This is a genomic window from Photobacterium galatheae, assembly GCF_000695255.1.
In the GTDB taxonomy this organism is placed as follows: Bacteria; Pseudomonadota; Gammaproteobacteria; order Enterobacterales; family Vibrionaceae; genus Photobacterium; species Photobacterium galatheae.
The window spans coordinates 1-24421 of record NZ_JMIB01000031.1 but is presented as its reverse complement, the minus strand read 5'-3'; the positions used below and the strand labels follow the sequence as shown (position 1 = coordinate 24421).

Here is a 24421-nt window from a genome sequence, read left to right as displayed (position 1 = left end):
GACAAGGAGAGCAATGTTACCCGCACTGACGTATGAGCACAGCATTAACGACGTTGTGCTGTCCTATCTTGATGCGCTGGAAGACGCAGGTTTTTCTGGCGATGTTGAACGCACTTATGCCAGCCGCCTGGCGGTGGCTACCGATAACAGTATTTATCAGCAACTGCCTCAGGCGGTGGTGTTTCCGAAAAATGTCGATGATCTGATCCGGGTGGGTCAAATTGGTCAGCGAGCCGAATACCGGCAGGTGAGTTTTTCTCCCCGCGGCGGCGGCACTGGAACCAACGGCCAGTCTCTGACACCGGGGATTGTGGTTGATTTGTCCCGCCATATGAACCAGATTCTGGAAATTAACCCGGAAGAAGGCTGGGTACGGGTACAGACCGGGGTGGTGAAAGATCAGCTCAATGACGCACTGCGCCCGCATGGCTTCTTTTTTTCGCCGGATTTGTCGACCAGTAATCGTGCGACCATTGGTGGCATGGTAAATACAGATGCCTCCGGTCAGGGCTCGCTGCAATACGGAAAAACCTCAGATCATGTCCTGGCGCTGAAAGCCGTGCTGGTCGATGGTTCGGTTCTGGATACAGAGCCGCTCACGGAAGACGGCGTTGCCGCGCTGTCAAAAGCTGAGGGTCAGGTGGCAGAAGCGATTGCTGTTGCGGCGCGTGTCTGTCGTGAAAACCGTCAGCAGATCCTCGACAAATTCCCACCGCTGAACCGTTTTCTGACCGGTTACGATCTCAAGCATGTTTACGACGATGCGCTGACCCGTTTTGATCCGGCCCGACTGCTTTGTGGTGCGGAAGGCTCACTTGCGTTTATTGCCGAAGCGAAGCTCAATATCACGCCGATTCCGAAAGCCCGCAAGTTGGTGAACATCAAGTACGACAGTTTTGATGCGGCGTTGCGAAATGCGCCGGTGATGGTCGAAGCCAAAGCGCTATCGGTCGAAACGGTCGATTCGAAAGTACTGAATCTGGCCCGGCAGGATATTGTCTGGCATACAGTCAGTGATTTGATGACGGATGTACCGGGCAAAGACATGCAGGGGATCAACATTGTTGAGTTTGCCGGAAACGAGCCTGAACTGATTGCAGAACAGGTTCAGGCGCTGTGCGAGCGTCTGGACAATCTGATTGGTCAGCAGGGCATTATCGGCTATCAGGTGTGTGACGATCTCGACAGCATCAACAAGATCTACAACATGCGCAAGAAAGCGGTAGGGTTACTGGGTGCAGCGAAGGGCTGGCAAAAACCGATTCCGTTTGCAGAAGATACCTGTGTGCCGCCTGAAAATCTGGCTGATTTTATTGTCGAATTCCGCCAGTTGCTGGACGACAGGCAATTGCACTACGGCATGTTTGGCCATGTGGATGCCGGGGTACTGCACGTACGTCCGGCATTGGATATGTGTGACCCGCAGCAAGAAAAACTGATGAAGGAAATCTCGGATCAGGTCGTTGCGCTGGTGGCAAAATATGGCGGCCTGATGTGGGGGGAACACGGTAAAGGTTATCGTTCTGAATATGGTCCTGAGTTTTTTGGTGAAGCACTTTTCACGGAACTGCGCCGAATCAAAGCCGCATTTGACCCGGACAACCGCCTGAATCCGGGCAAAATTTGTACGCCGCTGGCGAGTGATGCCGAGCTGGTGAAAGTTGATGGCCCGAAACGCGGCTATTTTGACCGCCAAATCCCGGTTCAGGTGCGTGACAGCTTTAAACTGGCGATGGAATGTAATGGCAACGGCCTGTGTTTTAACTACGACACCAGTTCGCCGATGTGTCCGTCGATGAAAGTGAGCGCTGATCGCCGTCATTCCCCGAAAGGCCGTGCCGGTCTGGTGCGTGAGTGGCTGCGTTTACTGGCAGCACAAGGCGTTGATCCGGTTCGGATCGAGCAGAATTTGATGGAAAAATCACTGACGGTGAAGCAGATCATCGATCGGTTCCGCAACACTTTCGGGCGTCAGCGTCACCAGTATGATTATTCCCATGAGGTAATGGAAGCCATGAACGGCTGCCTGGCCTGTAAAGCCTGTGCCAGTCAGTGTCCGATTAAGGTTGATGTCCCAAGCTTCCGGTCTCGTTTCCTCAATATTTATTACAGCCGCTATCAGCGTCCGGCCAAAGACTATCTGGTGGCTTATGTTGAAAATTATCTGCCGCTGATGGCCAAAGCGCCGTCGTTGGTGAATGCCGCCATGCGGCCCGGCTGGTCAAAATCTCTGACTGAAAAAATGCTGGGCTATGTGGATATGCCTGAACTGTCCGTGCCGACGCTGATGCAGGGGCTGACCGGTCATCATGCGACGCGGTTTGATTTGCAGTGGTTACAGGCGCTGTCGGCGGAAGAGCGTCAGCAGTATGTGCTGGTGGTACAGGATCCGTTCACCAGTTATTACGATGCTGAAGTTGTCCGTGACTTTGTACTGCTGATTGAGAAGCTGGGCAAGAAGCCGATGCTGGTGCCGTTCAAGCCAAACGGAAAAGCACAGCATGTGAAAGGTTTCCTGCGTCAGTTCGCGAAAACTGCACGGAATACCGCAGATTTTCTGAATCAGCTGGATGCTTTAGGCATGCCGATGGTCGGTGTTGATCCGGCGCTGGTGCTTTGTTACCGCGACGAGTACAACGAGATGCTGGGCGACAAGCGCGGTGATTTTAAAGTGATGACGGCCCATGAATGGCTGACCCCATTATTGAATGAGCTGGATGCCTTTGAGGCACGTGATGATCAACCCTGGCATCTCTTTGCGCACTGTACCGAAAAAACCAAATTGCCTAATGCCGAGAAAGAATGGGCGGCAATCTTCCGTCACTTCGGCGCTCAGCTCAATGCGGTTTCGGTGGGTTGCTGCGGCATGGCCGGCACCTTTGGTCATGAGAAAGACAAACTGGAGACTTCAAAAGGGGTGTTTGGTTTGAGCTGGCAACCCAATCTGGCTCAGCTGGACGGTGAGCGATGCATGGCGACCGGTTATTCCTGCCGAAGCCAGGTGAAACGTTTTGAGCAGATCAAAATGAAACACCCGGTTCAGGTGCTGCTTCGTCTGGTCAGCACGGCTTAAGGGATCTGCGGATCCAGAAAAAACGGCGGACAGCACAGGCTTCCGCCGTTTTTTTCTGCCGTTTATTATTCAACCCTTTCTCTTTTATGCAACCTTGTCTTCGCGGTCTTCGCGGTCTTCGCGGTCTTCGCGGTCTTCGTGCTTTTCTTCCATCATGACCAAGGGTTTGTCGCGTTTGACTCTGAATTTATCGGAGCTATCCAGAAGTTCTGCATGTTCTGTCCAGCGGATCAATTCAATGATCCCATCATAGTGCTCAGCCAGAAAGGTACAGTTTTCTATCCAGTCACCGTCATTCAGATAGAGGATATTATTTTCATCTTTGATTTCGGGGTGATGGATATGGCCGCAGACAATTGCATCGACATCTTTATGCTTGGCCATGGTGACTGCGGCATGACGAAAACGGGCAATCGCAATATTGGCTTTTTCGACTCTGGCTTTGATATAGCTTGCCAGTGACCAGTAGGGTTGTTTGGTTACCCGGCGATAGGCATTGATCCAGCGGTTCAGGAACAGTAACAGATCGTAGCCGACATCGCCCAGCAGTGATGTGAGTTTGCTGTGGCAAACCATGCTGTCAAATTCATCACCATGCAAGGCCAGAATCTGTTTACCGCTGGCGCTGGTGTGCAGGTAACGGTGCGCCAGTTCAACATTCCCCAGATTAAACTGAATAAACTTTCGAATGGCTTCGTCATGGTTGCCTGGGATATAGATAATCCGGCAACCCTGTTCAGAACTTTCAAGGAGCAGGCGGATCACCCGAGTGTGGCTTTCCGGCCAGTGATAACGGGATTTGAGTGACCAGAGGTCGACGATATCACCAACTAAGATGATGGTGTCGGCCCGGTGTCGTGTCAGAAAGTCCAGCAGGTAGTCAACCTTACAATCCCGGTTTCCCAGATGAATGTCTGACAACCAAAGCGTACGGTAGGCGTGTTTTCCCATAGTCGATTGGACCTGTTTATCAAGGTATCAGTTTCAGGAAAAGCGTAATTTTTTACTGTGACGAAGCGGTGTCGTTCCGGTGACGGGTTCATTGCAATGAATTTGTTTTAATTAGCGACGGACCGGTCAGTTCTGTCATTTAGCCTGCGACATGGACGCAACGGTTACTATATAATCGACCGGATTCATATGGTGATTCATGTTTTGTTGAAAGATATTTTAAATGGATTTTAAACCTAAATATCTGATTAATCTGGTTCTTCCTTTATTTGTGCTGCTCATTGCCACCTTGGTTTATATTGGTTATTCCGATTACAAAGCCATCCGGGAAAGTGCGTATTCTCAGGCAAGGGCCAATATCAGCGTCGCGCAGGATTATTTGAACCAGCACTATACGGCAGCCAATAACCAGCTCTATTTATTGTCTGAAATTCTTCAGGATAAAGAAGATATTGCGACATTTCTGACGGCGGCTCAGTACGTGGTTGATCATCAAAATAAGTTTCTGGAAGTAGGGTTGCTGATGGATTCGACCTACTACGGGACGAATCGTCTGAAGTTTGAAGACGTTGCAGACCGGGTGCGGCATCGACCCTGGTATGCCGAGGCTCAACAGTCCGGAGCAACTTTTTTATCTCCCTTTTATCGCAGCAACAGTACAAAAAAGTGGTGTGTTGCCTTGACCCGGGCGCTTGAAGTTCCGGGGAAAGGTGATGTCAGAATTGTCATTGAACTGGATGCCAGTGCAATGTCGGAAGATTTATCCAGCCTGAGAACGATGAAAGACGGTTATGTCTTTGCGGTTGAATCGGAAAGCGGGCAGGTGGTGATTCACCCTGATCCGTCAAGGTTAGGGACGGCATCTGTGAGTCTGTCACCAGATATACTGGATGACATTCTGAATGGCGAACAGGCAGGAGAGATCCCTTCTTATGCATATCAGGATGAGTACAAGTTCAGTGTGTATGAGACGAATCAACGTTTTGGCTGGGTGCTGCTTTCGGGAACCCGCAATCAGGAAATCACGGCGAATGCGCTCAAACTCGGTGTGGTGGGCGGGACATTACTGGCCATGTTGTTTTTTATTCTGCTGGTCGGTTATCTCCACAGCAGGGTGCATCAAACCGGCGGCCAGTTGCTTGAAGCCTTAGAGTTTGAGGATTTGCACTTACAGCTCACGAAGCTGCTCAAGAACACCATTGGCTGCAGTCAGGTTTACCTGTTTGTGATGAATGAAAAAGAAGGTGTTCTGGAAGAGCCGCATCATCATTTGCGGGTGGCTGTGCCAACAGACTTATTTTGCCGTTTGTCCGGCTGTCAGCAACTTGGTCGGGATTGTCAGCCGGAGCAGGATCTGATTGTTCGCCAAATTTCACCGAATGTGCCCTGCATCAGACTGCCTCTGGTGAATACCGCTCGCTCAGGCCATATTCCGACCAATCAGCTTGTGGGTGTTCTGTATATCTGCCAGCCCGGCATGGCCTATCCGTTTTTTGTCAAAATGATCGTGAACTATACGCTGAGTGCGCTGAATCAACTGCTGCTCACACAGCACATTCGCAGTGAAGATCAAATGACCGGGCTGAAGAATAAGAACTATCTCAGAAAGCAGATGGAACAACGGCTGGCTGAGACCCAAGCGCAATACTATCTAGCGATGATCGATATTGATGATTTCAAATCGATCAACGATACCTACGGACACCTGTTTGGCGATAAGGTGATCCTGATGATTGCCGCCTTAATGAAGCGTGGTTTCCGGGCGAATTCAGTCTTGTGTCGTTATGGTGGTGAGGAATTTGCCGTGTTGATGGCGGCATCAGATATCGACGAGGCAAAAGAACGGCTGGAAGCCTTTCGTGCCAGTGTGGCGGGGCAAAAAATCCGGGTGTCTGATAAGTCCTGCTCAATTACGGTCAGTGTTGGCTTTGCTTTGCTGCAGGAGGGGATGGAGTCAACGATCTCTCAGGCAGATAAGGCACTGTATCGTGTCAAATCGCAAGGGAAGAATCAGGTGTTTGATGCGGAGGATCCGTCATCTGAGTCGTCCGCAGCAATGAGTGGCAAGACCGGGCCGATAAATCATGCTAAGTTGAAGAACACAAAGCCATTTTCTGAGGTTCGCCAATCGGCGACTCTGACAACGATTGACGACTAAGCAGGGGAAGAACATGCTTAAATTTGCTGTGATTGTATTGCTCATTGCAGTAGCCGTATTTCTGGCGCGTTATCTGGATGAGCAGAAACAGAAAACCTTATTGATTGGGATGTTGATCTGCGCAGGAGTTGCCATTGCTGTGTTTATGGCTGTGGAATTAGTCAGGTAGGTTCACTTTCTTTTTCTTCTTCTTTTATCTTCTTCTCCTTTTTCTTTTCGCGCTCCCTCACTTTCTGGATGCCACTGAGCCTGCGGTGGCATTGATGGCTCACCACTGGACGCTCAATACCCAGCAGCCAGCACGAATTTCCTGATGTACCGATGTTTGCCAGTGGGATTGATATGGCGCTTCGGCCCGCTGGTTACATCGTTTTGATGTCGATTTGATGATACAAATATAATTAGTTCTATAATTATTTGTTTTGTAATTATTTTTTAATTTAAGTCTTTTAAAATCAATGTGTTAATTGTTTTCGTCTCAATGTATGCCATTTCATGGGGTTGATATTCCAAGTTCTGGCTCTATAATTGTCTCTGAATTCATTAGAGCACTAAACAATGTGGCGATCAATGATTACATCAGCACCATGGGCTCTCGCCCAAGAAACATCGAGCAAGACTCAGGAAGAGTTTGTTTTTCGAAAACCGGAACGTTCAGATGGTTATCGAGTGCACTCACTGATTGAATCTTGTCCCCCGTTAGACACCAATTCTTCTTACTGCAATTTCCTGCAGACAACTCATTTCAAAGACACATGTATTCTTGCTGAGCTTGATCATGAGTTGGCTGGTTTTATCTCAGCGTATCGGGTTCCGGAAAAAGAGAACACGCTGTTTATCTGGCAGGTTGCCGTGAGTGAAGTAGCACGTGGTCGAGGGCTCGCTTTTCAGATGATTCAACAACTTCTGGCGCGTGATGAGCTTAGCGATATTCGCAATATCGAAACAACGATCACCCGCCTCAATAAAGCCTCTTGGGCGTTGTTTAAGAAAGTGGATCAGGCGAACGGCAACTTAGGTGAAGTCTCGCTGTTCCTTGATGAAGAGAAACATTTCGACGGTAAGCATGATTCGGAATATCTCTATCGCATTCCACTGAAACAATAAATCACGACAAAACAGGATAAGTCATGAATATCTTTAATGCGCAGGAATCAAATGTTCAATGCTATGCCAACAATTTCCCGGTGGTGTTTTCATCCGCGAAAGGCTGCTGGCTGAACACCCGAGAGGGTGAGCGCTATCTGGACTTCCTGGCAGGTGCCGGTGCGCTGAATTATGGCCATAATAACCCGGTGCTGAAAAAAGCACTGATGGATTACATCGATCAGGATGGCCTGACGCACGGCTTGGATATGCATTCGGAAGCCAAAGCGGCCTTCCTTGAAAACCTGAAGCAGTACATCCTGACCCCGCGCGGTCTGGATTACAAAGTTCAGTTCACCGGTCCGACCGGGACAAATGCCGTGGAAGCGGCACTGAAACTGGCACGTAAAGTAAAAGGACGTCAGAACATTGTCGCCTTCACCAATGGTTTCCACGGTGTGTCTTATGGCGCACTGGCTGCAACCGGTAATCAGCACCACCGCGGTGGCGCAGGGATGGCACTGAGTGGTGTGACACGTCTGCCTTATGAAGGTTACGCCGATCTGGATGGCCTGACACTGTTCGAAACGATGCTGACCGACAACTCCAGTGGTCTGGATAAGCCAGCCGCAGTCATCCTGGAAACGGTTCAGGGTGAAGGGGGGTTGAACGTCGCTTCAAACGCTTGGCTGCAACGCCTGAGCGCGCTCTGCCAGCGTCACGATATCTTGCTGATTGTGGATGATATCCAGGCGGGCTGTGGCCGAACAGGGACATTCTTTAGCTTTGAGCCTGCGGGCATTAAGCCGGACATGGTGACGCTGTCGAAATCAATTGGTGGTTACGGCTCCCCGATGGCGATCGTGCTGCTTAAACCCGAGCTGGATCTGTGGCTGCCGGGTGAGCACAACGGGACCTTCCGTGGGAACAACCATGCATTCATTACCGCAGCGGCCGCGATTGAAGCGTACTGGCACAACGATGAGTTTGAGCAGCACATTCATGCCCGTGCTGAACAGCTGAATGCCACCCTGAAGAAGTTACTGAAACAGTACCCGGCGGTTTTTGAGAAGATGAAAGGCCGCGGCCTGATGCAGGGGATTGCCTGTCATGAAGGCGAGTTTGCTGGCGCTATCGGTAAGCTGTGTTTTCAAAACGGTATGATTATCGAAACTGCTGGTCCGAATGATGAAGTGCTGAAGTTCTTCTGTCCGCTGACCATCAGCGAAGCTGAACTGGAAAAAGGGCTGCACATCTTTGAGCAAGCCGTCGCCGAATTTGCGAAGTCAGAATTAAAGAAAGCGTCTTAAGGAGAATAAGAATGATTGTACGCACCCTGGATGAGTGCCGTGACAGCGAGCGTCGCATTGTCGCAGAAAATGGAAACTGGGAAAGTGTTCGCATGTTGCTGCGTGACGATAATATGGGCTTTTCGTTCCATATCACGACAATTTTTGCCAATACAGACACTCATATTCACTATAAAAATCACCTGGAATCGGTTTACTGCGTTTCCGGTGAAGGTGAAATTCAGACCACTGCCGATGGCAAAACCTATGAGATTAAACCCGGCACTCTGTACGTTCTGGATAAGCACGACGAGCATCAATTGCGTGCCAACAAAGGGGTCGACATGGTGATGGCGTGCGTCTTCAACCCGCCCCTGACCGGGATGGAAGTCCATGATGCTGATGGCGTCTACCCGGCTGCTGAATAATCATCACCCTGTGCTTTGCAAGTGAATGACCCTCCTTGCATGATGAACCTGAGGGTCAACCGAAAGGTGGTGCAAGCCACCTTTCAATGCCATCAAGTCAGAGGCGTTTTCCTCTGCTGATGAAAAGAATAAGGAGTTCCCATGACTCATACCGTTGAAAAAATCGGCGGTACTTCCATGTCTGCGTTTGATGCAGTGATGGATAATATCCTGCTCTATCCCGAGAATCCTTATCAGCGTATTTTTGTGGTCTCAGCTTATGGTGGTATTACAGACGCACTGCTGGAATGCAAGCGTACCGGTGAACCCGGAATTTTCCGCTATATCGCTGAACGGAATGATGTCTGGCGCGAAAAACTCAAAACGCTTGAGCAGCGGATGCTGCTGATAAACGACACCATGTTTCCCGACTTGTTCTGCCGGAACCGGGCCGACAACTTCGTGCAAGAGCGGATTGCGAATGCGATCACCTGCATTGAAAATATTCTGGAAACCTGTCAGTACGGTCAGTTTTCACTGGCAAGTTATCTGCCTCAGATCCGTGAGTTTTTATCCTCGATTGGTGAAGCGCATTCTGCGTTCAATACCACGCTGATGCTGAACAATTTAGGGATCAACTCACGCTTTGTTGATTTGTCCGGCTGGGGGGCAGAGAACAATGTTCAGGGCGATCTGGATGCTGTGATTCTGGATGCCATCAAGGATATTGATCTGAGCAAAGAACTACCGATTGTCACCGGCTATGTCCATTGTGAAGAAGGTTTGATGAAAACCTACGATCGGGGCTACAGCGAAATGACGTTCAGCCGTCTGGCGGTATTGAGTCAGGCCAGAAGGGCAGTGATCCATAAAGAATATCACTTGAGTAGTGCCGACCCACGGATTGTTGGCCCTGAGCATGTACGCCCGATTGGAAAGAGCAATTACGATGTTGCCGATCAACTGGCCAATCTGGGTATGGAAGCGATTCACCCGAATGCTGCTTCCGGTCTGCGCCGCGCTGGTATTGAGCTGGCAGTGAAAAATACTTTTGAGCCTGAACATCCGGGAACGGTGATCTCTCAGGATTATCATCCGGAGACAGACCGGGCTGAAATCATTGCGGGTCGTGACAAGGTGTTTGCACTGCATTTGTTTGATCAGGCGATGGTTGGTCAGGTTGAGGATGTCAGCTACGAGTTGATGGAAATCATCCGTGAAGAAAATGTTCAGCTGATCAGTAAAGAGATGAACGCGAACTCAGTGACTTACTATCTGGATGGCAGTTCATCGAGCCAGAATAAAGTCTTGTCGAAAGCCGAGAAGCGTTATCCGAAAGCCAAGATTACCGGAAAAATGGTGGCGTTGATTTCTGTCATCGGTTCTGCGATTGATACCAACCAAACCATGAGTCAGGGTGTATTGGCTTTGCTGGATCAGGAAATCAGTCCAAAAGCGGCGCATGCGTCTTTGCGCAATGTCGATGTCCAGTTCGTGGTGAAAGACAGTGATTATCAGGGGGCGATTTGTGCGCTGCATCAGTGCTTTATGAGTGACGATGTCACGAAGGCAGCCCCTGAAAAAGTCGTGGCTTAACGGTTATTCCGACTGAAGTTTCCCCTGCTTCAGATGAGAAAAAGGCAAGCGCAATGCGCTTGCCTTCTTTTTTCAGTCAGTCTGATATGTGCTGTTTAGTACGTCACTGTCTGATGCACGGCAACCTGAAACGTAAGCATGGCCGTCAGGCTCTTGCGCCACGTTTCGCAGCAGGTTTGCCTCGGGACTGCGGCTTCCCGTTTTGCGCCGGGCGCTGGCCGTTGCCTTGTGGCTTCCCTTGATTGCTCTGATGACGTCCTTTTCCTTGAGTGCCTTGCGCTTTTGTCCCATGAGCTTTCGGCTTGCCTGAGCCCTGACGGTTCGCGGTGCCATCTTTCCGGATATCCGGCTGATTCGGGTGCTTGGTCGCAAAGCGTTTGGCACCGTGACGGCTGGAACCTCGGCGTTTCGCCGGCGTGAGCGCGGCTTCGCTGCCTTCTGCCGGGATCAGGCAGTCAGGCCGGTCACCAATCAGATGTTTCTTGCCCATGCTGACCAGTGCTTCACGCAGCAGCGGCCAGTTGGCCGGATCGTGATAACGCAGTAATGCTTTATGCAGACGGCGCTGACGATCGCCTTTCGCGACAAAGAGATCGTCGCGCTGTTTGTATTTCACACGCTTGAGCGGGTTGGTCTCGGAGTGATACATCGCCGTGGCGTTACACATCGGCGACGGGTAGAAGTTCTGGACCTGATCACACTGGTAATCATGTTTCTTGAGCCAGAGCGCCAGATTCAGCATGTCTTCATCGGTTGAACCCGGATGCGCTGAAATAAAGTACGGGATCAGATACTGCTTCTTGCCTGCTTCGGCACTGTATTTTTCGAACAATTCTTTGAAGCGGTCATATGTACCCATGCCCGGCTTCATCATCAGATCCAGCGTGCCTTTCTCTGTGTGCTCCGGGGCAATTTTCAGATAACCGCCGACGTGGTGCGTCACCAGTTCTTTGATGTACTCCGGAGATTCAATCGCCAGATCGTAACGGACACCCGAGGCAATCATGATCTTTTTGATGCCTTCAACCTCACGCGCTTTGCGGTACAGGTCGATGGTGTGCTTGTGGTCGGTATCCAGCTTCTCACAGATTTTCGGGAAGATGCACGACGGACGGCGACAGTTCTTCTCCGCCCGCGGATCAGAACAGCCCAGACGGTACATGTTTGCGGTCGGGCCACCCAGATCCGAAATTGTGCCGGTAAAGCCCGGTACTTTATCGCGGATGTCTTCCAGTTCCTGCAGAATCGACTCTTGTGAACGGTTCTGAATAATTCGGCCTTCGTGTTCCGTAATCGAACAGAACGAACAGCCCCCGAAACAGCCGCGCATGATATTCACACTGGTTTTGATCATGTCATACGCCGGAATCTTGGCTTTTCCGTATGCAGGGTGAGGCACCCGCGCATAAGGCAGGCCAAAGACAAAATCCATCTCTTCAGTCGTCAGTGGAATTGGCGGCTTGTTCACCCACAGCTCGCGGTCGCCGTGCAACTGAATCAGGGCACGGGCGGAGTAAGGGTTCGCTTCCAGGTGCATCACACGGCTGGCGTGGGCGTACAGAATTCGGTCGTTGCGTAGCTTTTCGTAAGACGGCAAACGCACAGCGCTGGTGAAGGCATCGTGACGTGACGGCTGAATCTGAACCGTCTGAGCTGTGATTTGAGTTTTCGCCGGTTCTTCTTCAGCTTTGCTTTTATTGGTCTCACAGACTTCTTCAGTGGCGTAAGGGTTCGGCATCACCATCGCCTTGCCCGGTTTGTCGATGCGGGTGGAGTCGATGATTTTATAATGCGCCGGGGCTTCTTTCAGGATGACCGCCGTGCCCGCGATATCGGTCATGGTGGCGACGTCTTCACCTGTGGCAATGCGGTGCGACACTTCCACCAAGGCACGTTCGGCGTTGCCGAACAGCAGAATGTCGGCTTTAGCATCGAACAGCACCGAACGACGCACTTTATCCGACCAGTAATCGTAATGGGCTAAACGGCGCAGACTGGCCTCAATCCCCCCCAGTACAATCGGAGTATCTTTATAAGCTTCACGGCAGCGCTGCGAATACACCAGCACCGCGCGGTCTGGTCGTTTTCCGCCTTCATTATTCGGCGTGTAGGCATCGTCATGGCGCAGTTTACGATCCGCCGTATAACGGTTGATCATGGAATCCATGTTGCCCGCAGTAATCCCGAAGTACAGATTCGGTTTGCCCAGCGCCATGAAGGCATCTTTGTTGTCCCACTTCGGCTGAGCAATAATGCCTACCCGGAACCCTTGAGCTTCCAGCACACGACCGATCACCGCCATCCCGAAGCTGGGGTGATCGACATAGGCATCGCCGGTCACAATAATAATGTCACAGCTATCCCAGCCCAGCGCGTCCATTTCTTCTCGGGTGGTCGGCAGGAATGGCGCTGTGCCGTAGCATTCAGCCCAGTATTTCGGATAGCGGTTAATTGGCGTGACGTCAGTGTGCATATTTTAGCCTCAGGTTCAGGAGGCGGGGATTATAACGGGTACACATCACACTTACTAGCTTTGTGAAACCCGCGATTTCGCGTGGATGAACTTGCATCATATCGCCTCTAAAAGGTCCCGTTCAAGCGTAGTTCAAGCACGTTCAGAGCATGAAGGAGGACAGAAAAACAGAGGGTTGTGGTGCAGTTTTGTATCGGTAAATCTTGGGCAGTTGAAGCTGAGTAAACATAGCAGCGAGTGCTGCAATTTACAGGGAAGGGTGAGCCGGTTACTTCGTCATAAACTGCGAGGACAGACATATTCGCAATTGAAACCGTAAGAGGGTTGATTCATTTCTTTGAAAAAGCTCTGAGATCAATTGATTGGAACTGGAATGAGGCGTAATGACTTTTTCCATAGTGTGTCTGTCCTGGTAGTGCATGGGCGAGTACGTTACTGCGGCGGCTCTTTGAAAAAGCCTATGTCACCCGCCAGGCATACGCGTGTCCGGCGGGTGGGGTTGAGTATGTTTACAGATTACCCGAGGGTTAGAATTGATTGTTACTACACCCAAAAAAATTTTGGGTTTGATTCAGATAGCTTACTTGCAACCCAAGTTTCATGTGCATTAGCGTCGCCAATCACATTGACATAAACCGTAGGCCATATGGATTGGGTGGATTTGTACTCGACCGAAATCACTTCTTGGTAGTATCCATCTAGATTTATAACATCACCAACCCTAGGACAAAAATCCATCAAGATGGGATTCGGGTTTGATTGAATCACTCCATTTTCTTTCCAGGCTAGAGTAATTTCGAAGACAGTTGGCTTATCAGACATTACTCGAAATCCTTCTGGTTTTTCTTGATGGCATTATCTAATTCGGCATGGGTTAGTCGTGTCTTGCCTAAGTCCTCTTTTGCCTGCTTCCCTATTTCTTTTAATTGTTCTCGGTTTGCTTCTGTTTGTCTTTTGTCGTTTTGTCGTAAACGGTTGTTAAGTTCATGTTCTTCTGAAAAGTTGACATGTTTTTTATCTGATGTAGGCATAGTTTATTCCTTATGTGAGCGAGTTCTTAATAAGGGTAGAACCAAGAAGAAGTAGCGCATAATGTATGATTGTGACAAAAATCATATTTTTGAACCGTCGAGCTGAAGTCGACAGGATCCTAGTAAAGCTTATCGGTTAACAAGCAAATCCACCGAACTATTCAATACGCTCTGATTCAAGCGGTTAGTCTACTCCAGCCTTGATACATTGCTTCTGCATAGAGGTGATGTGCTTGAAACATAGGTTCTTCTGAAGGCGAAAACACAGCAAACGAGGTCGACCCCCGCGAAAAAAAAATTTTTGGCCGCTATGGTCATCACCAACAGGTGTTCAGAGTGGCCGCTTTTGTTGATGCGCTTCAAATAGCGTTATGCGTAACGTGACTTGATTAACGTTTAATTGATTGAAAGTGGAATTGGTTAGTAGAAGTTCTATATTTCGATTTATTGGATGTGTAGGTGTTTAGCAAGGTTTTACCCCAAAATCGTTTAGTGGGAAAGCTGACTTATACGCTACTGATGTCAATTAGCCTTATTTTAAGTTATCCGAAGTGACGAGTGTATCGGTTTAGGCTACACATCATTACCTAAGCTCTCAAAATTAGAGCTAACGCATTGATTAATATTTGAATTTTATTCGTGAGGTCGGCATCATAGAGGCACAAATTACGACTTATGTTGTCTAGTTAGCGTTAATAGGAAAATGGATGATCGTTGTAAATTTAAAAGATAAAAATTTATTTGGAAATGACGCTGGAGAAGATGAAATATTAGAAGTTCTCAATTCCTATTATATTGATCATGAGGATTTTTATGATTTTTATGATCAAGATAATAAGCTATGTGTTGCAAGTGCTCGAAAAGGAATGGGAAAATCTGCTCTTTTATCTAAGTTAGATTATGAGTTGAGGCATAATGATGAATATGATAATCCGATAGTTGTAAGGGTTACAGGTAATGAATTACTTGGTTTAGGTGACTTTCGTGGTCAAGATCAAGCATATCTTGAAAACTACTGGAAGCGTATTATATGCAAAAAAGTTATTATTGAAATTGGAAATACTATTGGCTTTGCAGCTTCAAGTAACTCAATTTCAATGGTAGAGGTTGCAGAGCTTGATGGTTTAAAAAGTAAGAACTTTATTGGCGGTATATTATCTCGAATTAAAGGTAAGATTCCTGTTATTAATACAGAGGTGAAAGATAATATTCCAGAAAATTTAGAGTCTGTGTTATCTAATTATCAAAGCAAGCATAAAGATTCATCGGTATGGTTGCTTATTGATGATATTGACGCTAAATATGTTGATACTGAAGAGTATCAAGCAAGAGTAGGGTCGTTTTTCAGTGCAGTTCGCTCTTTAGCTTTCGATATGAAAAAATTGAATATTAGAGCTACTGTTAGATCTGATGTTTGGCAAAACCTTAGGCACCTTGAAGACTTAGATAAATGGGAGCAGTATATCATTGAAATAGTGTGGACCAATAGACACTTGAGAGATATGTTGTCCAACAAAATATTATCTTATGTAAAGCGGAAACACCCAAGCAGTCCAGAAGCGAAATATAAATATACAAAAGACTATAATAAGTTATTTCAATTAGTATTTGAGTACCCTATTAGTTGGGTGAACAAAGAAGAAACATCAATGTTCGATGCAATTTCATCTTTCTCTAATAAACGTCCGCGTTGGATGGGACAATTGTGTAGAATGTCAGCGAAACAAGCTAAAAGGTCAAACTCACAAGGAAAGAGGGTATACCTTCATCATATAGATGAAATATTGAGTGAATTTGGTAAAAACCGAAAAAGTGACTTGATTAAAGAACATAAACACCAATTTGAAGAACTTGATAATTTAATTGATTGTTTTAGAGCAAAGCAAAAGGAGTATACGTTTAACGAGTTGGTTGATTTGTTTGAAGCGAACTTTATTCGTGGTCGAGAAATAAGTGAGATTCCTATCATTGATGGTGTTAAATATAAAGATGCAGAAGATCTTGGTGCTTTCGTATATAAGCTGGGTTTAATATCTAAGAAAAGTGAATGTGGTAGATATTTCACTCATTATTGTGATGATCCAGACCTGTTCAGAACGCACCAAAATAGAGAAGGTCAAATTACATGGTCTGTACACATTGCATATAGGAAGTATCTGAATATACGTTGATTTTTACTACCAATCATTTATGGTTTCATCATAAGTTTATCTAATGATAATGAGTTGATAAAATCGAATTTTTCAACTCATTTCTGTCCAGAACCTTGTTAGAAGTTTATCTTTTGGTGGGATAAGTCTTACAAAGGGAAGACAGGAAAATCTAATGAAATCTGGCTCAGGCTTTGTCGTCTGTCTGACCTGGAATTATGGGGGCAAAAAAGGGGCAAACGCTTCGAAAAATCGTTCGAAATGTGCTGATGGGGACAAAAAAGAGGCAAATGAAAACGGGTGTGAACAATCAAGGAAGGCAAGAGAAACTGTTTTATATTAGTGTCTTACGTTGATATCGTTGATTCACGCGGCTTCAGGGGAAATTACTAAGGCATTCAGCCCAGTACTTTGGGTAGCAATTTAATGCGTTGTAGCCGTCTTTCTTGTAATCAATATGTGTTTTTATGCGTATTTTAGATGACATGCTGACGATCAGGAGTCATCCAACAGTAAGTGATTTAAAATAAACCCAAAAAATACAAACTGGAAACAACCCGCTTTCAGCATCATACTTACTGAGTAAAGTGTTGTTCTTAAACCAGCAAGAGGACAGAGTGATGGTCAAATCAAGAGGTAACAAAAAGTTATTGATTCTAATCACACTGATCGCTTTGACTTGTGCGCCAATTAGTTTTACAGCAAGTGCATGCCCGGATGGATGGGTGCCGTGTCACGGTGGGCATTGTTGTAAAATATAAACTGCGAGGACAGAAATATTCGCAATTGAAACCGTAATACGGTTGGTTTATTTCTTTGAAAAGGCTCTGATATGAATTCATTGGAGCTGGAATGAGGAGTAATGACTTTTCCTTGATGTGTCTTTCCTGATAGTGTATCCCCAAGTCGTAAGTGCCTTAAAATAAACCCTAAAATCACGAACTGGAAATAGTCAACTTTCAGTATCATACTTATTGCATAAGGTGTTGTATTTGAATCAGCAAGAGGACAGAGTGATGGTCAAATTAAGAGGAAACAAAAAGTTATTGATTCTAATCGCACTGATCGCTTTGACTTGTACGCCTATAAGCTTTACTGCAAGTGCATGCCCGGATGGGTGGGTACGTTGTAATAATAATAATTGTTGTAAACTATAAACTAATGGGGTTTTGCCCCATTAGTTTTTTTGTTTATGTATTCTTTGAAGCAATCAATATTTGTTTCACTAGGTGTAAATATATTTTCTATTAGTAAATCTTTTTTATTTTGTTCAAGATGACGGTTATTGTTAATGATTTGCTTGTAATAGTTAATGATTTGCTCTGTTTCGAATGTTTTATTACTGGATTTATAAAATTTACAAAATAGAAGCTGTATTAATTCCGACTCAGCTCCAATAAGATTGTAGCGTATTTCATTATGACTCAAAGAGTTGTATAACACGCTGCTTAATATCATTATAATATAAAGGTGTGTTTGAGGTGGAGAGTTGTGGTTGAAATTATTATGGATATGATTAATATATTTTTCTTTGAGGCTTGAAAAAGTTTCATTGGAAGAAGTTTCAGTGAATGGAATTAATTTTGATTCGAGTTTTTTTTGGAAGTTATTTAAATTTTCTGAATCTGCGGTCGTTATTTTATAATCACTTTCTGTAATGTATATTAACCCTGAGTTAAAACCCATTCGCATGTTAAACTCCACGGCGGAATTTTCAGGACCATCAATTTTTTTATTGTTACGAAATAGTATTATAGGGTTGCTTTTGTTTTTATTGTCTAAGAAGTTTATACTTAAATTGGAAATTTTATTGTCAATTATAATTAATGGGGAAAAATTTGAAATGCTTATGTTGCAGTTACAATTTTTATCGATATTTTGTTCTGATGAACAAGATATTTTATTTTCTCTTATGCTTGAGTAATTTAGTGAGACATGGCACATGTTTACGTCTATTAGGCTAGATGCGTATATTCCGGATTCAGATAAATTAGTATACATTAATTTTGAATTATCCCATATCACTTGTAGGAATTCAGAACCTTGTAGAAAAGCAAGGGTGAAGTTCGAACTACTAAGGTTACTGAAATGAATTTTAGAACCTTCTAAATGAGATTTATAGAAATTGCTAAACCTTAAATCACTATTAGTTATTTCAACTTGATACATTTTACTCATTGAAAAATTTGCAAACAATAGATTTCTGTTTTTTATTTTTATCGGATCAATGTAATGACAGGTTTCATTGCTATAACTAACACAACCTCTTAATGTTTTTATACTTTGAGTGAATTCATAACTATCAAGATTGTTTATTTCAAAAAGATTTGATGATTTTGATAGCTCAAATACTTGTTTGTCAGAGACATCTATTCTTGGATAGATATCGTTAATAAAAGAAAGATGTGTCGAGTGAAATTTACCAAATGTTAGTAGTGTTATTAGAATCATGAATAAAAAAAATGAGCATATTATTAATGTTAGGATCATTGATATCTCAATGAAATTCCATAGCTCTATGCCTGAAAAGCATATTTCACTTAACTTTGTTTTTCTATAATTATATGTTTTTTTATATAATAATTTGTAGATTGTTAATCGAATAAACTTTGACTTGTAAGCAATGGATGAAGCTATAATGATTAGGTATATGTATCCCATGTTGTTTATGTGGTGTATAATTGTGTTTACATTGGATATAATATCATCTCTTTTCAGAAAAAATATAAATTCTATGAAGGCAAAGAGTATTATAAGTGCGATTGTTGTAGAGTGAAGTCGCCTGTATACAATTGATATTGAAATAACTGAAATTAGATTGATTATAAACATTGAGTAATTGGGGTTTATTATTGTATGCAGGTTTTTTAAGTTTATTGTACTATAAATTTTGATAGTATCATTAATTGTGAAGTCGTAGTGTTTTATTAATAGTGAGTGAAAGTAATTGAATAAAAAAAACAAGATTATAGTCATGAGGTAATTTATAGGGGCAGGTAATCTCGGACTATTTTCAATGCCTTTTAAATATATATTTTTTCGTATGTATGATAAAGTTTTTTTTAGATCATTGTAGCTCTCATTCATGAGGTTTTCGTTTGATGTTCTAATCCAAAAGTAAATGGAAATGAATGTGGTGGTAGTTATAATTAAGAGGTGGTAGAGGCTAATTATCCAGCTTTGATAATCAAGGAATCGTGCCATCAAATAAAACTGTATATAATTAGGGGTGATGCATGTAAGAGCTGAAATACTGATAATTATTAAGTTCTTTTCTAATGAGTTATTGTGGCAATATATTCTGTTTATAAAGTTTGTTTTTATGTTTTTAGTCTCATGGCTATTGTTTTCAAATAACTTAAGAATCTTACAATGTTCAAAAAGTGATGAGTTTACAATATAGGTTAAGGTGACAATAAAGAGAGGTGCAAAAATAAAAAAGTTTACAACGTCCACGCTGAATCCTAAAAATGGAATAGCATACATGTCTTTTCGCATCAATAGTTGTAGATCGGAAATTCCTGAAAGGGTGATTAATATAAACACCTCTGCAATTAGAAGAAATAAGAGAATGAATCGAATTTCATTTGCAGAGTGATTAATCTGCGTCTCTAGGATATGGAGATCATCTTCATTGACCATAATATTTACTAGCCTTTAGGGTTATCATATAAAATAGATAATATAATTCATCTTACTTTATTGTTTCTATTGTGAGAATTGCTGATTTCTGTTCAGGTGCTTGTTTACATTGTTGTTTGTTCGAGGTATGGCGAAATGATATCGATGATAGGAGTTAATATGTTAGGTTAAATAATTATTTATAATGAGTCGTTGAAAAATGAGGGGTTTTATAAGTGAACCTGCTTGATTTTGTATTGTGTGAAAGGATTATCAAACTTAAGAGACTCCCACGGCCATTAGGCTGTAATACTCCTCCCAATGGCATCGTTTCAGTGCTTGAAATCTCTGGTGTCAGTGGTTTGCAATGTTCAGTTTGCAGCATGAAGGGCTAGGTGATGAAAGAACGTACGAAATCATATTATAAGCTGCTGAGTGAAGTGGAAAAACGAATTCCAGATGTAGATGCACAATTGAATCAACTGGATAATGTGCTGAAAGGGAAGAAAAGCTGGCAGTCGGTCGAAGAGAAAGAACGGGTAATGTTCAGATTAAAGAATATTACTCAGGAAAGAGAAGATGAAAAATTAATTGATTTGGACGATCGTCATGGCAGTTTGCTGGAACGAATTATCTTGTTTAATGAATTACTACCCATTTCTTTCTTATATCGGGGGGCACGGATTGCGAAAACCGTTGGCCGGGTGAATGTCCGGTCTGAATTTGGACTGATTGGTCATGGCACGGGCTTTATGGTATCCCCCCGGCTGATGATGACCAATAACCATGTGCTGGAAAATGAAACGACGGCCCGGTTCAGTATGTTGGAGATGAACTTTCGGCTAACGTCTGCCGGTATGAGTCAGTCTTCTTTTTTCCGGCTGTTACCAGATACATTCTTTTTTACAGACGAGCACTTAGATTTCACCTTGGTCGCTGTCGAAGCGGTGAATTCACAAGGGGACCGAATTGCCGATTATGGATTTAACCCGCTCATCCGGCAGACGGGGAAGGCACTGGTCGGCGAACACGTGAACATCATTCAGCATCCGCTCGGGGAGCCGAAACAGATCTCTGTGCGTCAAAATAAAATTATTGGCAAGGAAGGACCGTTCCTGCATTACGTGACCGATACCCAGCAGGGGTCATCCGGCTCACCTGTCTGTAATGATGCGTGGGATGTAGTGGCGCTTCACCATGCTGGTAAACCCAAGCGGGATGAACGCGGGAATATTTTGCTGATCGATGGCAGTGTCTGGGACGGTAATCCGATGACGCAGGGGCAAATCCACTGGGAGGCCAATGAAGGGGTTCGTATCAGCGAAATTCTGAAAAAAACGGATGACGTTGTGACTGGCATGACTGCTTCAGCGCAACAACTCTATCAGGCCATTTTCACGGCAACACCGCCGACAGGTGATGTTGAATCGACCGTTCATCCGCAACTTCAACCGAACACACAAGTGGTTGGTCATGACGGGCAGGATTCAACGAACTTGTATTTGCGGATCAATATTGCGCCGATGACCGAAGAAAAGCTGCGTCTCAGCCTGTTGGGAACCCAGCACCCCGGAACGCATGTTGTTAAAGATGCAGAACGCCGGGAACCTCCGATTGTCATTTCAGGTACACACGCAGATCACATTCCGGACAGTCCCCCAGACCGGACCCGACTTGATTATTACGACCCTGATGCGGATAAAGTCAGTCAAGAGATCTATTACGCCAATGTTGATCTGACGCTGCCGCCGGAAGATTTGTATAAAGCGTTGTCGAAATTGCTCAGTCAAACACATACGACGCAGTTGTCTTATCGAGAGGCCCGTCTGGAGCACTTGTATCCGGTTGTTGATCGCCATGAATTCGGCAAACTGAGAAATATCTATTCCGGAACAGTGCTTGATCCTGAAGAGGTGGTTCGTGCTGAGAAAGCTATGATTCAGCAGCATGCGCAGGAAATGCGGATGAAGGTTGAATCGGAAGGGTTGCTCTCTGAAGCCGCAAGGGCAGAGGCGTTAGATATACTGGAAGCCTCACTCCCGTTCAATTGTGAACATGTGGTGCCGCAATCCTGGTTTGAAAAACGCAACCCGATGCGGGCGGATATGCACCATCTGTTTGCCTGTGAACCCGACTGTAACAGTTTCAGAAGTAATATTCCTTACTGGCAGTTTGATCCGCTGGATGAATCGTTGCATACCGCTTGCGGTCGTCGTGAAGGGAATAAGTTTGAACCGGAAAACGGGCGCGGGGCAGTTGCCCGTGCAACACTCTATTTCTTGCTGCGTTACCCGTTTGTCATTGGTGATGATCACAATGAGATGAAACTGGATCGGCTGAATATTTTGCTGAAGTGGCATCAGCAACATCCGGTCAGCCGTTATGAGCGCCATCGGAATAGTACGATTTTTGCGGTACAGGGGAACCGGAATCCATTGATTGATTTCCCGCATCTTGCTGAACAAATCGATTTCAGCCTGGGATTTGCCTGAATTGTAAACCGCTCAGAGAACAAAGGCCGCATCTGCGGCCTTTCTCTTAGATGCAGTAACCGGAAAGCCACTGCGGTTTCAGGGGGAACTGAACGGGTTTATCCGAAAGATTTACTCAGACCCTCCAGAGAGGTCACTTTTTCGCGCATTTGCGTCGCGGCTTCTTCCATGCGCGTCATCATGGACAGGTTATTGGAAGAGGACGTGGAAATTTGGTGAACATTGTTGCTGATTTCCTGGGCCACTGCTCCCTGTTCTTCTGCTGCGGTCGCGATTTGCGTCGATATCTCGGCAATTTCATCGACCATCGCCACCACTTCCATGATGCTCGCGGCGGTGTCATTGGTGTGGGATACACACTGCTGTGTTTTTTCAATACTTTCTGATGAGGTCGATTGCCATTGGTTCAGGGTGGCATTGATGTTCACGATGCTGGCCTGAATGTTTTCTGTGGCACCATGAGTACGTTGTGATAAGGCGCGAACTTCATCGGCGACCACGGCAAAACCACGGCCCTGATCACCGGCACGGGCAGCTTCAATGGCAGCATTCAAAGCCAACAGGTTGGTCTGTTCCGCGATACCCTGAATTTCCATCATCATGGTTTCAATTTGCTCTGAAACTTTGACCAGTGATTGAGCGGTTTCGGCGGCTTTTTCTGTGTCCCGGGCCAGATCGTTGATGTTGTCCTGAGTCAGTTGAAGAACTTTGGTCGTTTGGGCACATTTTTGCTGCGCTGTCAGTACCTTGTCGGTTGTGAGCTGGGTATTCTGAGCAATTTCTGTGGCAACGGACGACATTTGGTTGATCGAGGATGCAATATGTTGTGTGTCTTTATCCTGATTGGTGATGGAGTCTCGGGTATGAATGGTGACGTCGGTCAGTTCATCGGTGACTTCCCGGATGGTGGTTGCGGCATCATCCACACGGCCCAGCACCGTTTTTAGCCTGGCATCGTTGAGTTTCAGGTGAAAATCAGCAATGGAAGTCGGGCCATTGCCACAATAGACGATGCGGGTCAGGGCGTCATAATCTTCTGAAAGTTGACGAAAAAATTGGGGTACTGCAAAAAATTCACCCCGGCAAAGGATCGCAATGAAGATAAATGGTATTGCAGCGGAGAGGTAATCATAGCCAGGGAAATACCAGTGAGTCAGACCCGCGGTCAATGCGGTAAAGAAGGCGGTAATGCCCAGTTTGGCCCAACTGGATAATCGAACGCCGTACGGGTTTTTCTGATCGTTCAGTTGCTGATAGATCTGTGTTGCGGTGTGAATCATTGCTGGGGTCGGTTTACGGCGAACAGACTGATAACCACAAACCTGGTTGTTCTCATAAAGCGGGGTGACATAGGCATCGACCCAATAAAAACTGCCATCTTTACAACGGTTTTTGACAATACCACGCCAGGGCTTTTCTGCTTTGAGGTGGCTCCACAAATCGCCAAAGGCCGCTCTGGGCATATCCGGGTGGCGGATAATATTGTGGTGTTGCCCAACCAGCTCTTCACTGCTAAAGCCACTGATTGCGACAAACTCTTCGTTTGCATAGGTGATGACACCTTGCAGATCCGTTGTTGTGACTAACTGAGCATTGGTGTCCAGCATGACCTCACGATCAGTTACCTGGCGATTTTTACGCATGAATCATCCCTCTCTCGAAACGCATGTAGATTGTGTACGACGTCTTTTGTCAGACGTTCAGAAGCAGTGGACTGCTTTTCTTTTGATGACACGTCTGACTCAACTCTAGATGACAGCCATTGAGTGACATACTGCAATTGTCGGGGATTTGAAACACCTCAAAAAATATAAAATTAGCTTGACAAAAAGTAAGCAAAGCTAAAATCAGTGATTATTATCGATCGTTACAGGTTGTGTTCCCTTCTAATGAGCCACTCTTTTTAGATTTTGAGTGTCAGCATGTCCAATGCTGTATGCCTAATGCGTCAATTCTGACTGATTGTTTAGAACAGAAGTAGAAAACCTTGATCTCTGTAGGTGATTGTTCATTTCTTAAACTTTCAGAGAAGGGGGAGGGAAGTGAGGTGGCGGCAGAAAGTAAAAAGCCCTGCAATTGAACTGACCCCCAATA

The 24421-nt window shown here is 45.5% G+C and carries 15 protein-coding genes; 9 read left to right on the top strand and 6 right to left on the bottom strand.

The annotated features are described in order from the left end of the window. The first annotated feature begins 13 nt into the window (after nucleotides 1–13). Nucleotides 14–3073, top strand: coding sequence for a D-2-hydroxyglutarate dehydrogenase YdiJ (ydiJ, locus tag EA58_RS15710; RefSeq protein ID WP_036754878.1), 3060 nt, complete (start codon nucleotides 14–16; stop codon nucleotides 3071–3073). Nucleotides 3074–3157: 84 nt separating this feature from the next. Here ydiJ and EA58_RS15705 read toward each other — a convergent pair whose 3' ends face one another. Then, the gene (locus tag EA58_RS15705; protein ID WP_081819711.1) at nucleotides 3158–4024 is read right to left on the bottom strand and encodes a UDP-2,3-diacylglucosamine diphosphatase; all 867 of its coding nucleotides are present in this window, start codon (nucleotides 4022–4024) and stop codon (nucleotides 3158–3160) included. Between the two features lie 223 nt (nucleotides 4025–4247). On the opposite strand from EA58_RS15705, the gene EA58_RS21080 reads away from it, so the two are divergent. From EA58_RS21080 to EA58_RS15680, 6 genes are all read left to right on the top strand, one after another. After that, on the top strand, nucleotides 4248–6182 hold the full coding sequence (locus EA58_RS21080; RefSeq protein WP_051642144.1) for a sensor domain-containing diguanylate cyclase: 1935 nt from the start codon (nucleotides 4248–4250) through the stop codon (nucleotides 6180–6182). A 13-nt stretch (nucleotides 6183–6195) separates the two neighbouring features. Then, on the top strand, nucleotides 6196–6351 hold the full coding sequence (locus EA58_RS21730) for a hypothetical protein (protein WP_161781065.1): 156 nt from the start codon (nucleotides 6196–6198) through the stop codon (nucleotides 6349–6351). 401 nt (nucleotides 6352–6752) lie between these two features. Then, nucleotides 6753–7289, top strand: coding sequence for a diaminobutyrate acetyltransferase (gene ectA / locus EA58_RS15695; RefSeq protein WP_036754876.1), 537 nt, complete (start codon nucleotides 6753–6755; stop codon nucleotides 7287–7289). 23 nt (nucleotides 7290–7312) lie between these two features. Next, nucleotides 7313–8578 carry a diaminobutyrate--2-oxoglutarate transaminase gene (ectB, locus tag EA58_RS15690; protein ID WP_036754873.1) on the top strand — a complete coding sequence of 422 codons (1266 nt, stop codon included), beginning with the start codon at nucleotides 7313–7315 and terminating at the stop codon, nucleotides 8576–8578. Between the two features lie 11 nt (nucleotides 8579–8589). Further along, nucleotides 8590–8985: an ectoine synthase gene (locus tag EA58_RS15685; protein ID WP_036754870.1), complete on the top strand. Its 396-nt coding sequence runs from the start codon at nucleotides 8590–8592 to the stop codon at nucleotides 8983–8985. Between the two features lie 141 nt (nucleotides 8986–9126). Next, nucleotides 9127–10560 carry an aspartate kinase gene (locus EA58_RS15680; protein ID WP_036754868.1) on the top strand — a complete coding sequence of 478 codons (1434 nt, stop codon included), beginning with the start codon at nucleotides 9127–9129 and terminating at the stop codon, nucleotides 10558–10560. A gap of 145 nt (nucleotides 10561–10705) precedes the next feature. Here EA58_RS15680 and EA58_RS15675 read toward each other — a convergent pair whose 3' ends face one another. The 3 genes from EA58_RS15675 to EA58_RS15665 all read right to left on the bottom strand — a co-directional run bounded on the left by EA58_RS15675 (nucleotide 10706) and on the right by EA58_RS15665 (nucleotide 14064). Continuing rightward, the gene (locus tag EA58_RS15675; RefSeq protein WP_036754865.1) at nucleotides 10706–13033 is read right to left on the bottom strand and encodes a YgiQ family radical SAM protein; all 2328 of its coding nucleotides are present in this window, start codon (nucleotides 13031–13033) and stop codon (nucleotides 10706–10708) included. Between the two features lie 543 nt (nucleotides 13034–13576). Then, entirely contained in the window at nucleotides 13577–13855 is a 279-nt protein-coding gene (locus EA58_RS15670; RefSeq protein ID WP_036754863.1) for a hypothetical protein, read from the bottom strand. Further along, nucleotides 13855–14064 (bottom strand): hypothetical protein, encoded by a 210-nt coding sequence (locus EA58_RS15665; protein ID WP_036754858.1) that lies wholly within the window; start codon nucleotides 14062–14064, stop codon nucleotides 13855–13857. Before EA58_RS15665 ends, EA58_RS15670 begins: the two co-directional genes overlap by 1 nt. A 707-nt stretch (nucleotides 14065–14771) precedes the next feature. On the opposite strand from EA58_RS15665, the gene EA58_RS15660 reads away from it, so the two are divergent. Then, nucleotides 14772–16235, top strand: a complete 1464-nt coding sequence (locus tag EA58_RS15660) for a P-loop ATPase, Sll1717 family (protein WP_036754857.1) — start codon at nucleotides 14772–14774, stop codon at nucleotides 16233–16235. Nucleotides 16236–17372: 1137 nt separating this feature from the next. On the opposite strand, the gene EA58_RS15655 is transcribed toward EA58_RS15660, so the two are convergent. Beyond that, the gene (locus tag EA58_RS15655) at nucleotides 17373–19301 is read right to left on the bottom strand and encodes a pentapeptide repeat-containing protein (protein WP_161781064.1); all 1929 of its coding nucleotides are present in this window, start codon (nucleotides 19299–19301) and stop codon (nucleotides 17373–17375) included. Between the two features lie 932 nt (nucleotides 19302–20233). On the opposite strand from EA58_RS15655, the gene EA58_RS15650 reads away from it, so the two are divergent. After that, nucleotides 20234–22327 (top strand): endonuclease, encoded by a 2094-nt coding sequence (locus tag EA58_RS15650; protein ID WP_051642143.1) that lies wholly within the window; start codon nucleotides 20234–20236, stop codon nucleotides 22325–22327. 98 nt (nucleotides 22328–22425) lie between these two features. Here EA58_RS15650 and EA58_RS15645 read toward each other — a convergent pair whose 3' ends face one another. Beyond that, nucleotides 22426–23970, bottom strand: a complete 1545-nt coding sequence (locus EA58_RS15645) for a methyl-accepting chemotaxis protein (protein ID WP_036754852.1) — start codon at nucleotides 23968–23970, stop codon at nucleotides 22426–22428. Between the last annotated feature and the right edge of the window lie 451 nt (nucleotides 23971–24421).

What these genes read in the sequence shown, in the direction of transcription:
- EA58_RS15645 (WP_036754852.1), bottom strand. Translation starts at nt 23,970, where the DNA reads ATGCGTAAAAATCGCCAGGTAACTGATCGTGAGGTCATGCTGGACACC.
- EA58_RS15680 (WP_036754868.1), top strand. Translation starts at nt 9,127, where the DNA reads ATGACTCATACCGTTGAAAAAATCGGCGGTACTTCCATGTCTGCGTTT.
- ectA (WP_036754876.1), top strand. Translation starts at nt 6,753, where the DNA reads ATGATTACATCAGCACCATGGGCTCTCGCCCAAGAAACATCGAGCAAG.
- EA58_RS15705 (WP_081819711.1), bottom strand. Translation starts at nt 4,024, where the DNA reads ATGGGAAAACACGCCTACCGTACGCTTTGGTTGTCAGACATTCATCTG.
- EA58_RS15660 (WP_036754857.1), top strand. Translation starts at nt 14,772, where the DNA reads ATGATCGTTGTAAATTTAAAAGATAAAAATTTATTTGGAAATGACGCT.
- ydiJ (WP_036754878.1), top strand. Translation starts at nt 14, where the DNA reads ATGTTACCCGCACTGACGTATGAGCACAGCATTAACGACGTTGTGCTG.
- EA58_RS15685 (WP_036754870.1), top strand. Translation starts at nt 8,590, where the DNA reads ATGATTGTACGCACCCTGGATGAGTGCCGTGACAGCGAGCGTCGCATT.
- EA58_RS21080 (WP_051642144.1), top strand. Translation starts at nt 4,248, where the DNA reads ATGGATTTTAAACCTAAATATCTGATTAATCTGGTTCTTCCTTTATTT.
- EA58_RS21730 (WP_161781065.1), top strand. Translation starts at nt 6,196, where the DNA reads ATGCTTAAATTTGCTGTGATTGTATTGCTCATTGCAGTAGCCGTATTT.
- EA58_RS15655 (WP_161781064.1), bottom strand. Translation starts at nt 19,301, where the DNA reads ATGAATGAGAGCTACAATGATCTAAAAAAAACTTTATCATACATACGA.
- EA58_RS15650 (WP_051642143.1), top strand. Translation starts at nt 20,234, where the DNA reads ATGAAAGAACGTACGAAATCATATTATAAGCTGCTGAGTGAAGTGGAA.
- EA58_RS15675 (WP_036754865.1), bottom strand. Translation starts at nt 13,033, where the DNA reads ATGCACACTGACGTCACGCCAATTAACCGCTATCCGAAATACTGGGCT.
- EA58_RS15670 (WP_036754863.1), bottom strand. Translation starts at nt 13,855, where the DNA reads ATGTCTGATAAGCCAACTGTCTTCGAAATTACTCTAGCCTGGAAAGAA.
- EA58_RS15665 (WP_036754858.1), bottom strand. Translation starts at nt 14,064, where the DNA reads ATGCCTACATCAGATAAAAAACATGTCAACTTTTCAGAAGAACATGAA.
- ectB (WP_036754873.1), top strand. Translation starts at nt 7,313, where the DNA reads ATGAATATCTTTAATGCGCAGGAATCAAATGTTCAATGCTATGCCAAC.